The following is a 12991-nucleotide window of genomic DNA, read 5'->3' on the forward strand; positions in this document are numbered from 1 at the left end:
TGAGGAAAGTTTTATGGCACTCACGAAGGCCGATTTGGCTGAGAACCTGTTTGAGACACTCGGATACAGCAAGCGGGATGCCAAGGAAACGGTTGAAGTGTTTTTCGAAGAAGTTCGTAAAGCACTCGAAAATGGCGAACAGGTAAAACTGTCTGGTTTTGGTAATTTTGATCTTCGCGAGAAAAACGAGCGACCTGGTCGTAACCCGAAAACTGGTGAAGACATTCCAATTTCTGCTCGACGTGTTGTTACTTTCAGACCGGGGCAAAAACTAAAGGCCCGAGTTGAAAATATTAAAATCGAGAAGTAGCCAAGCAATAGACCACGCCTAGCGTGGTCTTTTTGTTTTTAGTCTGGCAATTATTGTTGTTTCTCTCTTTTATCATCTCGCATCTCGCATCTCGCATCTCGCATCTCGCATCTCGCATCTCGCATCTCGCGCATTCTATATCGTACGTATTTCCATACATCGACGTCTCACTTTAGTTATTACCCATACATTTAAAATGGACAGCTAGAGAGTATGAATTAAGTGTATCTTATTGGTTTTTTAAATCCGTTCAGTGAAATTGAACAGAGGTTAAATCTAATTGAATTTAAATCTACCGAGTGATTTGCTGTAATGTGCTCAATAAACAGCCAGTTAATCTATTTTGTTGATCTAAATCTAAGGAGAAGCTTTGCGTAAGTCCGCTTTAGCTTTGATGTTACTCTTTTTATCGACTGTCGCTTCGGCAGCGGAGTACCAGCAACTCGCCAATATGTGCATTGCTTGTCATGGCAGTAACAACGATACCTCGTTTCCCTCTATCCCTAACTTAAAGTGGCAAAACCAAGTCTACCTTACTGAGCAACTGACTGACTTTAAAAGTGGCAAGCGTGAGGACAAAACGATGTCTAAAGTCGCGCAACTATTGTCAGAAGAAGACATCAAGAAGTTAGCTAATTACTTTTACCAACTGAACAACACAGGGTCACCACAATGAGTTTAGATAGAAGACAGTTCCTTAAAGCCGCGCTTTCAGCAACCGCAGTATCTGCATTGCCGGTGTCGTGGGTATTTGCTGCGAATCGCCCTGAAGGTTTAGCTGCACTGGACATCAATGCATTAACGTGGGCAAAAGCAGAAGATCTACCGGATTACTACACCGTTTTAAATACCAATCCTTTGAATGCGTATCCGCCAGAAAGTATGCTTGCGCCTGCTGTGACATCCTGCAGATGTTCCCTTTGTTCGTTGGAATGGTTTGATGCCAGATTTTACGGAGATGGACCCAGATACTTGGACCTTTGAAGTGAAAGGTGAATCGGTAAAACAGAGTAAAACCTACACGATAGCTGAGCTCAAATCTAAGTTTAAACATCACACGCAAAGCCTAGTATTGGAGTGTGGCGGTAACAGCCGTAACAATTTTTATCCGAGTACTAAAGGCAATCAATGGAACAATGCTGGTGTTTATTGTTCACAGTGGACAGGTGTGTTGTTGAGTGATGTGCTTAAAGACTGTGGCATTAAAGATGATGCGGTTTACGTCGGTAACCATGGCTTTGATAAGCACTTGAGTGGTAAAGGTGAGGCAATTTCACGTGGCGTTCCTATTGCAGCGGCGATGAACGATAACGCCTTGATTGCATGGGAAATGAATGGCGAGCCGATCCCATACCTCCATGGCTATCCGTTACGAACGGTATTTGGCGGTCGACCGGCTTCTGTTTCTCAGAAATGCACAACAGGCATCAGTATTCGAAACAAGATTCATGATGGGCACAAGATGGCGGCTCCTGCTTATCAAGTGCCTAAGAACCCAATCGCTCCGGGTGAGAAAGTGGATAACAAAGATTTCCGAATCATTGAAGAGATGATTGTGAAGTCGCTGATTACTTTTCCAAAAAGTGGGACAGAGTTTGGCCTCGGTAAGAAGGTTAAAGTCAGTGGTCATGCTTGGGCTGGGTTAAGAACTGTTGAGAAGCTGCAAGTGAGTTACGACTACGGCACCACTTGGCATGATGCAAAGCTGAATAAGCCGGTAAACAAGGGCGCGTGGCAACAATGGGAAGCCGATCTAGACCTTCCCATGACAGGCTATTATGAGATCTGGGCGAAGGCGACCGATAGCGAAGGCGATAGCCAGCCAGTCGTGCAACCGCAATGGAACCCTAAAGGTTACTTGTTTAATGGTTGCCACCGTATCGCAGTAAGAGTGTCGTGATGCTGTCTATTTCCAATAAGCCTATTGATGGCCGTTCTAAGCTTACCAATTTGGTTAATGGCCAGTCATTTCATGCAGACTCAACTCCTGTCAACAAGCGCAGTTACCGTAAAGGCATAATGAGAGCTGCATTGGTGTGTAGCTTATTAACGTCGATGCTTGTTCACGCTGAAGACATTCCAGAGAACCCAAAAGAGTACTACGGCGTAGATAAAGCCTCGGGGCTGATCATGGCACCCGGTTGGGAGACCGTGAAAGGGCAATGTAACGCCTGCCATACCAGCTTAATCGTTGCTCAGAACAGCGGCACCAGAGAGCAATGGCGTGAAACCATTCAGTGGATGGTCGACACTCAAGGGCTGTGGGATCTGTCTGATACTTGGGATCCAGTATTGGATTACCTCAGTACCTACTATCAAGACAAAGGCATCGATATGAACAAGTATCGTCGTAAGCCTATTGATAGCGCTTTGATGCCACCTATGCCGGGAGAGAGCCAATGATCATCAATCGATTAAAACGGACCTCTCTTGTGAATGGAGCTGTTGTTAATAGAGCTATTGCTAATAGAGTTGCTGCCAATAGAGCTATGGCGATAGCCGCTGTATCAGTAGTTTTGTTGTTGTCGGCGTGTACTGATGAACAGCCGAGCACTGAAGATAAAGTTGCCTCGCGCGTCGAATCATTAGGAATAGAGTCGAAACCAGTGCCAAAGCTTGAAGCGCAAGCTAAAATTGAGGTTGAAACGCTTGTCGATAGCAAGGTAATCACCAAAGTTTACATACCTAGCTTAGTGTCAGGTGAGAAGTTGGTTCAAAATCTATGTAGCCAGTGTCATGGCGACAAAATTATTCCCTTCGTACAATCTTATCCAAACATCAAAGGTCAGAAAGCTGGGTATATTCTTAAGCAGCTGCGTGATTTTAAAAGTGATGAACGCCAAGATTTATACATGCAGTCTGTGGTCAAACACCTTTCAGATGAAGACCTACAAGACGTAGCTGCGTTCTATGGTACGTTGAAGCCATTGGACTTATACAATCGCACTAAAGAGTATTATCACCAGTAGCTGAGCTTTCTGGGAACACTGGTTAAGTTGGTCTCTACGAGGTTCGGTGGCTAAAACAGTAGATAACGATAAGCAAAACGATAGATAAAAGAAAGGGCTGCGATTATGCAGCCCTTTGTCGTTCTTGTTTATGAATAAGCGGTTAAGCCGCTTTAATGTGCGTTGTAATGTACGGTTGCCATGCTTGTTGGTAAAGCTCTAAAGATTGGCGTCTTAAGCTATTAATTTGTGCCGCTTCGATATCGTTGATTGGGCGATGTTCTGCAATTGCGTGACGCTCAATACCTTGGATAATTTCGTACAGCTCGTGCTCAGGGCCACTTTTCACATCAGCAATCGCTTTTAAGTGAAGTTGAACCTCTGCAATGATGTTGGTTTTAGGCAAACGAACCAACAAGTTAAGGTCACGGTAGCCAGAGTCAGCTGGTGATTTAAACTTGTTTTTCAGTTTAACAACGTCTGCTTCACGGCTTAACGCTTCGTAAACTTCAACCAAGCTCTCTACATCGTTTGCGATGATAGTTGCACGGGCTAAGTCGGTAATTTTTGTCACATCACCATCAAGCTCAAGGGCGATTTTTTCTTCTGCGCGAGCTTGAGATTTAACGCCAGCAAATAGCGCTTCAGAATTGGTGAGTAGGGCAGTACTTTTACAGATAGTTTCTAGTTCAGCTTGGCCTTGATGCGCTTTGCTGTACAGAATATCGAAGTCGGTGTAAGGCTGAGTCGGGCGTGAGTCGAAGGCTTTGATGCCGTAAAGGCCGCTCAAACTATGACGGAATACGTTTGAAGATACTTGGTTTTGCGCAGGAGTGCGCGTTTGATCAGTTGAACTTGTTGAAACAGGTGCTGCTGCGAATGCAGGCGCTCGGCTCAATACCAGAAGCATTAGGGCCGTCGTACGGAGAAATACACTCATTCAAACTCCAAAATACAAGGTTACAAAAAACGGGTAGTCAAAAGGGGTAACCAGTAACGCACAAGAGTAAAAACAGCTTAACTAAACTCACTACATATTAAATGGGGCTAGCTAAGACAGAAACCAACTCTAACGTTTAATATTGCTTTAAAATGTGAAGATATAGACAAATAATCCAACCGTTAGTTCCGCAATTATCAGAACTTTGAACTTAGCCAGTTTCTGATTTTATCGAAACCAATTTGGTACTTTAAACCAAGCTAAGGTTGCTCTTACCTCTCTATACTGTACCCTTGCATTATGACTGTTTAACATGAACGAAAGATGAATAATCCTGAATTTTGGCACAATAAATGGGCAGCCAACCAAATTGGTTTCCACCTCGAAGATGTAAACCCACTTTTGATTAAATTTTGGGAAAAGACTGAGCCTAGCTACGAGAAGAGTGTGTTTGTTCCACTTTGTGGTAAAAGTGAAGATCTGATTTGGCTAGCTTCAAAGCATGAAGATGTTCAAGGTGTCGAGTTAAGCCAGATTGCGGTTCGCGCATTTTTTGCAGAACACCTTTACACCCCGACTGTGACTCAAATTAGCGGTCAGCACGAGCTCTACCAATTCGATGAACTGAACATCTACACGGGCGATTACTTTTCAGCACCAATCCAGCCTGTCGACACCATTTATGATCGCGCGTCTTTAGTCGCATTGCCTGAAGAGATGCGAGTGCAGTATGTAGAGCGTTTAAAACAACTGCTGAAACCGGGTGGTAAGATCCTTCTGGTGACTCTAGATTATGACCAAAGCGAGATGGCAGGGCCTCCGTTTAGCGTGCCTAAACTAGAGATCGATCAGTTGTTCTCAGGATACAAAATCACATTGTTGAACCAAGATATAGCGGACGATGAACATCCGAAGATTGCTAAGAAAGGCTTTACTCGCTTCTGTGAAGAAGTGTACTTGATTGAGTCAGACGCTTAAGTTCAGTCTGCTTAGTTAAGCTAACAGATAACACCAACAAAAAGACGGGCTCGATAGCCCGTCTTTTTTATTGTTCAGATTTGAAATCGTGATTGTTCAGAATTGAATAGCAGGTTAGTAAATCACTTTTACTTTTGACGCGCTCTCAATGGCATCTTCAATTGCTGTCTCTGTACTGTTGCGACGAGTAAGCGCCACACCTAGACGACGGCGGCCATCGATATCAGGCTTACCAAACAGGCGAACTTGTGTTTGTGGTGCATCTAGCGCCTCTGTAAGACCTTCAAAACGAATGTTGGTTGAAGTGCCTTGGCCAAGGATTACAGCAGAGGCACAAGGGCCATACTGAGTAATTGATTTGATAGGCATACCTGTAAATGCGCGTACGTGCAGTGCGAATTCAGATGAGTCTTGAGACATCAATGTGACTAAGCCAGTATCGTGTGGGCGAGGGGATACTTCATTGAAGATAACGTGATCGCCTTTAACAAACAGCTCGACACCAAAGATACCGTGACCACCTAGTGCGTTAACCACTTGTTCAGCCGTGTATTGCGCGGCTTTAAGTGCGTTGTCTGACATCACTTGTGGCTGCCATGATTCGCGGTAATCACCGTCTTCTTGGCGGTGACCGATAGGCGCACAGAAGTGAACACCGTCGACTGCGCGAACGGTTAGAAGCGTGATCTCGTAATCAAAGTCGATGAAGCCTTCAACGATCACACGACCCGCACCAGTACGACCGCCTTCTTGTGCGTAGTCCCAAGACTTCTGAATGTCTTCTTCTGTTTTGATAACGCTTTGACCTTTACCTGAAGAGCTCATTACTGGCTTAACAACGCAAGGCATGCCCACGAATTCAACAGCGGCTGAGAAATCTTCAAAGGTGTCTGCAAAGCGGTAAGGAGAAGTGCTCAGTTTCAACTCTTCTGCAGCTAGACGACGGATACCTTCGCGGTTCATCGTTAGCTTGGTCGCATTCGCAGTTGGAACGACATTTAAGCCTTGCGCTTCTAGCTCTACCAGTTTGCTGGTGGCAATAGCTTCAATTTCAGGAACCACATAATCTGGCTTTTCTAGTTCAATGATCGCTTGAAGTGCATCGCCGTCTAACATGTCTAATACATGGCTACGATGCGCAACTTGCATCGCTGGTGCGTCTGCATAACGGTCACAAGCAATAACTTCCAAACCTAAACGTTGGCACTCAATAGCAACTTCTTTGCCGAGTTCACCTGAACCTAATAGAAGTACACGAGTAGCATTTTCACGAGTAGCAGTACCAAACATAGAAATTCCTTCCGATCTTTTGAACGATTGATTTAAAACGGGGTGATCATACTTATTTCAATGACAAAAGCAAACGTTTGCGCAAGTTGTTGCGTTAATTACAGGCATAAAAAAAGCAGCCCTGTTAAATAGGGCTGCTTATTTAAATTTTTGTTAATCAGATGTACTTAGATTGCTAAGTAAGTCACTGGAATGTCGGGATTAATCGCTTCTAATGTAGATTGCGTATCCGCTAGGTGACTGATGCTACCTTCTGCGATTTCAACCAAAGCAGCACTTTCAATTTGTTCGAAATCGAAGCCAGCCAGTTTAAGTTGAATTAACGCGACTTGCAGAGGAGGTAGGCTCGGGTTGAACGCTGCATTTTCTGCGTAAGCACCCGTGAAAATCTCACCTGACGTCAGTTGTAATGAAACACCACTTAGGTTTTTGGTGTAAGGAGCATGGCTGCGGTTTAGTGCTGCTAGCGCCTCTACAACAATAGGTGTTGTTTCTTCGGTCGTGTACTTATGATCAAGCTTTGTCATTAGGCCAGTTGTCACACCTAAATCAGCAGGGCCGAACGAGTCTGGTAGGTACTCTTGCAGAGACATTTCATCACGTTGTGGAAGCTGAACTTTAAGTTCTTTTGCTGTTGTCAGTTCGTTCATGAATTGACGACAGTGACCACAAGGACTGAAGTTGATGGTGATATCTGAGATACCTAGTTCGCCTTTCATCCAAGCGTGGCTGATTGCAGATTGCTCAGCGTGAACGGTTTGACCAAGTTGAGCACCAGCGATTTCAAGGTTTGCACCAAAATACAGAGTACCAGACAAACCACGCACGATTGCACCAACATAAAAGTCAGATAGCGGAGCGTAAGAATAGGCTGCGGCAAAAGGAAGTAGCTCAATACGTAGCTCGTCATCCGCTAGACCACTTGCTTGCAGTAGGCTAGCAAATTGTTCTGGAGACAATGTCGCGTCAAAGTTGTCTGCTAATACGATGTCACTCAAAAGCGCTTTCATTGATGATGGAGCACTTTCCAGCGCCAGGGTAATACGACTGTTCATGTTGAATCCTTAATTGACCTTAGGCTTTAAGTTTATGCATTGCTCAGGAATTTTCTGTGATAAAGATCACTATTGAATTGTTGTTGTTACATTGGTTTGCATAATTAGAGTGAGGTCACACTTGAAATCGATTACAAGAGCCATTTATACAGCTGATATCGCACTTAGTGCTCGTAAAAGACCGTGACTTGACTGCTATTGCTAAATAAATGCGAATAAAAAGCCCAAACAGACACTGTAATAAACAGCATTCTGGTTGGGCTGAATCGCGTAGTGATCGTTTAGGTTAAGAGTAGAACCAAACCACGAGCGAAAATATACTCGGTGCGATGATTGAGGTAATGACGCCACAAAGCACAAGAGCCAAAGAACTGAATGCTGCATCTTCCTGATTCTTTTCCGCACAAGTCGCGGTGCCTAAAGCGTGAGACACGGTACCCATGGTTAAACCACGGGCGATCGGGCTTTTAATACCAATGAGATTGTAGATTGGATAAGCAAAAATTGCCCCAAACAGACCAACAATCAATACCAGTATTGCCGCAATCGCTGCTTCACCACCTAAATGGCTCGATACTTCCATCGCAATTGGTGTGGTGACTGACTTACCTAATAAACTCGCAATCAAAGTTAAGTCAGCTTTAAAAGCCACTGCGATTAATGCTGTCGTTGTCATCGACATCACACTGCCTAGCGTGCAAGCAAAGGTGATGATGCGCCAGTTTGCTCTGATTTGAGGTAGCTGTTCGTAAAGCGGATAAGCAAGGGCAACAACCGCAGGCTGAAGCATGTAGGTAATCCAAGTGTTGTCAGCATAGTAAGTCTCAAACGGTACTCTAAAGAACGTGAGAATCGGAATGATGATACCAATGCTGATAAGCAGGGGGTTACACAGCGGCGAGTTTACTTTTTGACTTACCCAGCGAGCAAATAGGAATACCACGATGGTGAGTAGAATCCACATGATCAGTTACCTCTCGAAAGCAAGCGGTCTAAGAACCATGATAAGGACACCAACACCAACAACGTGCCACCAACGGCGCTCGCCATAATTGGCAATGCGTTCGCGATAAGCATGTCGAAATGATCCATCAACCCAACACTGATCGGAACAAACAGTAAGATCATTAGGCGGATAATCAAGCTTGCACCGGGCTGTACCCAGTGCGAAGGAACAATACCAATCACCATGGCTGCAAACAGAATCAACATGCCAAAAATACTGCCTGGGATTGAGGTATCCAAAAAGTGCTGTAACGCGTTACCTGCTGTAAGTGCACCTATGATTAAGGTGAAGGAGATTAAGCAGTAAACCAGTTGGATCAATCTTTCTTTCAAAGTGTTACGTCTCTTGATAATGGAATTAGCTAGCTAACTTTTCTACGTATTGATAAACCGCCTTCAAGATAGCCATTTTCTTCTCGTCGCTTTCATGTTCGTGCGCGAGGTTTTCAAGGTTGAGCATGTACTCTTCTAAACGGCACTCATAAAACTCACGACAATGGTTCGCCCATTTCAATTGCTCAGCTTCGTCGAGCGTCCATGGGAAGTTACGTGCACGGTAACGGAACAGTAACGGTTTAATTCGTTCGTCACTGAAGGTGATATCTAAAGCTGCCAAGTTGTTCGGGTCAGTTTCGCGAATGATGTTCATCGCTGTTTTATCAGCAGGTGAAAAGAAACCGTCGTAAAGGTGCGTATCAACATCATCACTCTTTTCGTACTCGCGTTCTTGTGAGTACAGGCCGATCAGTTTTTCGCGGATCTCTGGATGTTCGCGCAGCAGTGCCAAGTTCTTCAAGCATTGTTGGCGATCAATACCGATGGTTTCGGCATTTTCAGCCGTCAGCGTTTTGGCTGGAGCAAGAATAGGGCACTTGTTCAGTTGAACCAATTTGATTGGTACTGGTAGCTCGTCTTCACCCAGTTCACTGCGTTTGGTGTAGAGTCTGTCTCTGAGTTCATCAGCGTCCAGTTCTAACAGTGGGCTTGGATCTTTGGCTAAATCAACCACGATAACGGCATTTTGATTGGTTGGGTGCCAAGCCATAGGCACAATCCAACTTGTGTAGTTGCAGTCACGGCCAAACATGCCAGAAACGTGCATCAATGGTGTCATGTTTACGATATCAACCAGGTCATTCAGCTTACGCTTATGACGCATGTTGTAAAGGTAATCAAACATCTTAGGCTGTGCAGCTTTCAGCTTCTTCGCTAACTCGATGGTCGCAATAACATCGGCCATCGCATCGTGCGCGTTTTCGTGTTCAATGCCATTTGCCACAGATAGGTGTTCCAGTTTGAAGCTTGGATAACCTTCTTCATTCTCTGGCCAAACAATGCCTTCAGGACGCAGTGCGTGTACGGCGCGCATTACATCTAACAGATCCCAACGTGAGTTGCCGTTCTGCCAACTCCACGCATATGGGTCGATGAAGTTTCGGTAACAGGTGTAACGCGTTACTTCATCATCGAATCGAATACTGTTGTAGCCAAGGCTTGTGGTGTTTGGTTTCGCTAACTCAGCATGGATCTTAGCGATAAACTCTGGCTCAGGGAGACCTTGTGAAGCCGCTTTCTGTGGCGTGATACGGGTAATCAATGCAGCTTCAGGTGCAGGGAGGTAATCAGCAGGAGGTTGGCAATAGATAACCAGAGGCTCTCCAATAACATTGAAATCTTGGTCGGTACGAACACCTGCAAACTGACTCGGACGGTCTTTTGCTGGGCTCACGCCCCAAGTTTCGTAATCGAAAAAGAAGTAGGTTGGCTGATTATCTGAACTCATTGAATTTCCTGAACAGCAAGCGCGGAACGTATACTGTGGCTGAAGGTTAGTTTTGTTCAGTATCTGATAGTATGCGGTACGCGTGCAACCCAGATCACAAATAAATTGCCGGAAAACGGTGCTTTACTATTCAATCGAGTCAGTGGGGAAGGTTTTGAAACCAATTGTGGCTTTTTTATAGTCGTGATTCTGCCTAGTTACCTCTTTTTACCTATCTTTTCAACCTAGCCGTTGTATGGCGATGAGTCGGGTTTTAAGGTTGACCGCGAATGAGTTTGTTTGTCTTTTACTGTAAACCTGTGTCATTAGAAACACGCTCGTTGTTTTTTCACTGATGGCTAATCTACTGTACCTGTAGCTAATCCGCTGTGCTTGTGTCTAAACCGCAGCGCAAATGTCTAATCCGTAGCACAGATGTTTAAACCGCTTCATTTACCTGTCTAGGCTCTGTCCAAAGATGGTGTTTTTCATAATACAATCTCCTTAGATTTGACTTGATTTTCGGTATTTATGATTGTTGGGGTTAATTTGACTGGATAGTTGTACCTGTCTCACTTTTAATACTTTATATAATCCGTGTTTGAATTGGATATAAATAAAACTCTAATATTTCATTTTTATTGCAATACTGTGTAGATATCAGTTTGTTTCACTTTTGAGACTATATTGCAACACGTCGATCTATATAGTGATGAATCTGAATAGAATAGTGGGGGAATGTTCTATCTTATTTTTGGACTATTTAAGTTGAGGTGTTTTTATAAATATAAATAACACACAGAAACAAAGGAATTAGATGTAAAACCAGTTTTATATCTAATTGGTAGTAATACTCTAATACCATTATTTTCGTTAGTGTTATTTATATCAATTTGCGTGATCTTATTCTCACTGCGCCTCATTTCTTTATAAATAAGTGTCAATATATATATTTTCTAAATAGGATTGTTGTTACTTAATTGTTAACTTTGATTGACTATTAGGTAACCCTAATAATAAAGCCGATTTTATATAAAGGATTAAAGAAATGAACAAAGTCTTTAAGGTTGTTGCTGTATCTGCACTTTCTATCTCTTCAGCGAACGTTTTCGCTGTGAGTGACACTTTTGATGCAACACTAGAAGTAAAACAAGCAATTACAATGACAAAAACAAGTGATCTTGACTTCGGTATCATCACTTCAGATAACACAACCGACGTTGTTATCGCTCAAGGCGATGCAGGAGCGGCGGCATTTACTCTTTCTGGAGAGTCTGGTGATGCAGTAACAGTCGTTATTTCTGATACTAACTTGGTGAATGGCGTAAATACCATTGCAGCTGAATTTGACTTTAATAATGCTATTACCCTTACGGGTGGTACTGCGGATCTTAATATTGGCGGCACTGCACGTACTTCAAGTGCGACATTAGTTGCTGGTACATATACTGCTAACGTTGCGGTAGATGTCACTTACCAATAATTAAATGAAACCAGTATAATATTGCGGCTGTTAAAAAGCAGCCGTCTTTACTATGAGTATTCTATTAAAATACGCGATTTATATCAGTCTAATTATTTACTCTAGCCCTTTTCATGCGCTAGAAATTATTCCTGAGAATATGGAAGTGAAATTTCCAGGCATGTATATCTCTGGATCGGGTCAGAATGCGGATTCAAACCCAGCCAATAGTCAGGTATATGTGGTGCGCTTTTACGTTGAAGGTGAGCCTGGTAAAAAAATCGTGGTTTCTCTCCCTTCCAAGCAATACCTAAATCATTCCCGTAAATCCAAGCGCCTGCGTATTAGAAAGTTTTATTTTGGTTGTGGCTTATCCAAGCGCGGTAGAGCCAAAATCAAAGGGAATGGAAGAAGCAAATTATTGTGTATTGGTGCGAAAGTGAAAATCGGCGCTAACCACCCCGCAGGCCTTTACACCAGTATAATCCCTTTTGAGGTTAATTATAAATGAAGTTGTTTATCCCATGTGTTCTCGGCTTAATCTTCACAGCACAAGCCTATGCTCAGCTACTCATCGCTCCGACTCGTTTTGTTTTGGATGCCGACACTTCGGTGACTGAAAAAATCGTCGTCGAAAATAACTCAGATCAACCGATTCGCTTGGAGATAAAACCGATTTATCGCCCAGTAAAGGCGAGTGGTTTGGTTCGAACTGACGCTAATATCGCGCTATCGGAAGACATCGCAAGTTGGATTAAAGTGTCACCACCAATAATTCGTGAACTTAAACCCAATCAAAGACGCACGGTTCGCTTACGTATGAATGCTCTGCCTGCTGACATGGCTGATGGTGAATATCGTGCTTACTTGTGGTTTTCCCCAATAGCAAAAGCCGCAGAGTTATCGGACATTGCGCTATCTTCAAGTAAAACCAACAGTGACGGTTCAGCCTTTCAACTGAACTTTCACATCAACAGTTATGTGCCTGTTTATGTTCAGAAAGGTGTGCAGGTACAAGATGTTAAGTTTGCGTGTGACAACCAAAGCATCAAGATTCGTAACGATGGTAACTTTCAATTTACTGCAAAATTGAATGTCGATGAGCATAGCGAAAAAGTGGTGCTACTTCGTAATGCTGAACTAACTAAGCCTTTCCCAAAAGGCTCGAAGATCTCACTGGTTCAGAACGAACAGCCTCTGTACGAATGTGTTCTGTAGCGTTCGTTTCATTGTCTCAGAAT

Annotated in this window: 14 protein-coding genes and 1 pseudogene; 9 read left to right on the plus strand and 6 right to left on the minus strand. The window is 43.6% G+C overall.

What is annotated here, in order from left to right; translation table 11 throughout:
* The first annotated feature begins 13 nt into the window (after positions 1–13).
* The 5 genes and pseudogenes from ihfA to HRQ85_RS08960 all read left to right on the plus strand — a co-directional run bounded on the left by ihfA (position 14) and on the right by HRQ85_RS08960 (position 3279).
* Positions 14–310, plus strand: coding sequence for an integration host factor subunit alpha (ihfA, locus tag HRQ85_RS08940; protein ID WP_004734853.1), 297 nt, complete (start codon positions 14–16; stop codon positions 308–310).
* Positions 311–680: 370 nt separating this feature from the next.
* Positions 681–986, plus strand: coding sequence for a c-type cytochrome (locus HRQ85_RS08945; protein ID WP_004734857.1), 306 nt, complete (start codon positions 681–683; stop codon positions 984–986).
* Positions 983–2210: pseudogene (locus HRQ85_RS08950) on the plus strand (molybdopterin-dependent oxidoreductase). The gene HRQ85_RS08945 and the pseudogene HRQ85_RS08950 overlap by 4 nt, the downstream one beginning before the upstream one ends.
* Complete coding sequence (locus tag HRQ85_RS08955) at positions 2210–2713, plus strand: cytochrome C (protein ID WP_172379389.1); 504 nt, start codon at positions 2210–2212, stop codon at positions 2711–2713. The pseudogene HRQ85_RS08950 and the gene HRQ85_RS08955 overlap by 1 nt, the downstream one beginning before the upstream one ends.
* Positions 2710–3279, plus strand: a complete 570-nt coding sequence (locus HRQ85_RS08960) for a c-type cytochrome (protein ID WP_172379390.1) — start codon at positions 2710–2712, stop codon at positions 3277–3279. Before HRQ85_RS08955 ends, HRQ85_RS08960 begins: the two co-directional genes overlap by 4 nt.
* Positions 3280–3421: 142 nt before the next feature.
* On the opposite strand, the gene HRQ85_RS08965 is transcribed toward HRQ85_RS08960, so the two are convergent.
* Positions 3422–4198: a RelA/SpoT domain-containing protein gene (locus HRQ85_RS08965; protein ID WP_017059130.1), complete on the minus strand. Its 777-nt coding sequence runs from the start codon at positions 4196–4198 to the stop codon at positions 3422–3424.
* Positions 4199–4522: 324 nt separating this feature from the next.
* Here HRQ85_RS08965 and HRQ85_RS08970 point away from each other — a divergent pair, with 324 nt between their 5' ends.
* Positions 4523–5176: a thiopurine S-methyltransferase gene (locus HRQ85_RS08970; RefSeq protein ID WP_172379391.1), complete on the plus strand. Its 654-nt coding sequence runs from the start codon at positions 4523–4525 to the stop codon at positions 5174–5176.
* 114 nt (positions 5177–5290) lie between these two features.
* Here the strand turns inward: HRQ85_RS08970 and purT are convergent, their stop codons facing one another.
* The 5 genes from purT to sbcB all read right to left on the minus strand — a co-directional run bounded on the left by purT (position 5291) and on the right by sbcB (position 10309).
* Entirely contained in the window at positions 5291–6466 is a 1176-nt protein-coding gene (gene purT, locus HRQ85_RS08975) for a formate-dependent phosphoribosylglycinamide formyltransferase (protein ID WP_017059132.1), read from the minus strand.
* A 167-nt stretch (positions 6467–6633) separates the two neighbouring features.
* Positions 6634–7521 (minus strand): cytidine deaminase, encoded by an 888-nt coding sequence (cdd, locus tag HRQ85_RS08980; RefSeq protein WP_172379392.1) that lies wholly within the window; start codon positions 7519–7521, stop codon positions 6634–6636.
* A gap of 286 nt (positions 7522–7807) precedes the next feature.
* On the minus strand, positions 7808–8485 hold the full coding sequence (locus tag HRQ85_RS08985; protein WP_017090893.1) for an LrgB family protein: 678 nt from the start codon (positions 8483–8485) through the stop codon (positions 7808–7810).
* Positions 8486–8487: 2 nt separating this feature from the next.
* Entirely contained in the window at positions 8488–8859 is a 372-nt protein-coding gene (locus HRQ85_RS08990) for a CidA/LrgA family protein (RefSeq protein ID WP_004734867.1), read from the minus strand.
* 25 nt (positions 8860–8884) lie between these two features.
* Positions 8885–10309 carry an exodeoxyribonuclease I gene (gene sbcB, locus HRQ85_RS08995; RefSeq protein ID WP_017059136.1) on the minus strand — a complete coding sequence of 475 codons (1425 nt, stop codon included), beginning with the start codon at positions 10307–10309 and terminating at the stop codon, positions 8885–8887.
* Between the two features lie 1027 nt (positions 10310–11336).
* Here sbcB and HRQ85_RS09000 point away from each other — a divergent pair.
* The 3 genes from HRQ85_RS09000 to HRQ85_RS09010 are packed head-to-tail and all read left to right on the plus strand — an operon-like array spanning position 11337 to position 12968.
* Entirely contained in the window at positions 11337–11771 is a 435-nt protein-coding gene (locus tag HRQ85_RS09000) for a DUF4402 domain-containing protein (RefSeq protein WP_048611478.1), read from the plus strand.
* Between the two features lie 52 nt (positions 11772–11823).
* The gene (locus HRQ85_RS09005; protein ID WP_172379393.1) at positions 11824–12261 is read left to right on the plus strand and encodes a DUF4402 domain-containing protein; all 438 of its coding nucleotides are present in this window, start codon (positions 11824–11826) and stop codon (positions 12259–12261) included.
* Positions 12258–12968, plus strand: coding sequence for a fimbrial biogenesis chaperone (locus HRQ85_RS09010; protein WP_172379394.1), 711 nt, complete (start codon positions 12258–12260; stop codon positions 12966–12968). The genes HRQ85_RS09005 and HRQ85_RS09010 overlap by 4 nt, the downstream gene beginning before the upstream one ends.
* Positions 12969–12991: the final 23 nt, after the last annotated feature.

This window comes from Vibrio sp. Vb339 (genome assembly GCF_902751245.1).
Classification (GTDB): Bacteria; Pseudomonadota; Gammaproteobacteria; order Enterobacterales; family Vibrionaceae; genus Vibrio; species Vibrio coralliirubri.

What these genes read in the sequence shown, in the direction of transcription:
- ihfA (WP_004734853.1), top strand. Translation starts at nt 14, where the DNA reads ATGGCACTCACGAAGGCCGATTTGGCTGAGAACCTGTTTGAGACACTC.
- HRQ85_RS08955 (WP_172379389.1), top strand. Translation starts at nt 2,210, where the DNA reads ATGCTGTCTATTTCCAATAAGCCTATTGATGGCCGTTCTAAGCTTACC.
- HRQ85_RS08960 (WP_172379390.1), top strand. Translation starts at nt 2,710, where the DNA reads ATGATCATCAATCGATTAAAACGGACCTCTCTTGTGAATGGAGCTGTT.
- HRQ85_RS08965 (WP_017059130.1), bottom strand. Translation starts at nt 4,198, where the DNA reads ATGAGTGTATTTCTCCGTACGACGGCCCTAATGCTTCTGGTATTGAGC.
- HRQ85_RS08970 (WP_172379391.1), top strand. Translation starts at nt 4,523, where the DNA reads ATGAATAATCCTGAATTTTGGCACAATAAATGGGCAGCCAACCAAATT.
- purT (WP_017059132.1), bottom strand. Translation starts at nt 6,466, where the DNA reads ATGTTTGGTACTGCTACTCGTGAAAATGCTACTCGTGTACTTCTATTA.
- cdd (WP_172379392.1), bottom strand. Translation starts at nt 7,521, where the DNA reads ATGAACAGTCGTATTACCCTGGCGCTGGAAAGTGCTCCATCATCAATG.
- HRQ85_RS08985 (WP_017090893.1), bottom strand. Translation starts at nt 8,485, where the DNA reads ATGTGGATTCTACTCACCATCGTGGTATTCCTATTTGCTCGCTGGGTA.
- sbcB (WP_017059136.1), bottom strand. Translation starts at nt 10,309, where the DNA reads ATGAGTTCAGATAATCAGCCAACCTACTTCTTTTTCGATTACGAAACT.
- HRQ85_RS09000 (WP_048611478.1), top strand. Translation starts at nt 11,337, where the DNA reads ATGAACAAAGTCTTTAAGGTTGTTGCTGTATCTGCACTTTCTATCTCT.
- HRQ85_RS09005 (WP_172379393.1), top strand. Translation starts at nt 11,824, where the DNA reads ATGAGTATTCTATTAAAATACGCGATTTATATCAGTCTAATTATTTAC.
- HRQ85_RS09010 (WP_172379394.1), top strand. Translation starts at nt 12,258, where the DNA reads ATGAAGTTGTTTATCCCATGTGTTCTCGGCTTAATCTTCACAGCACAA.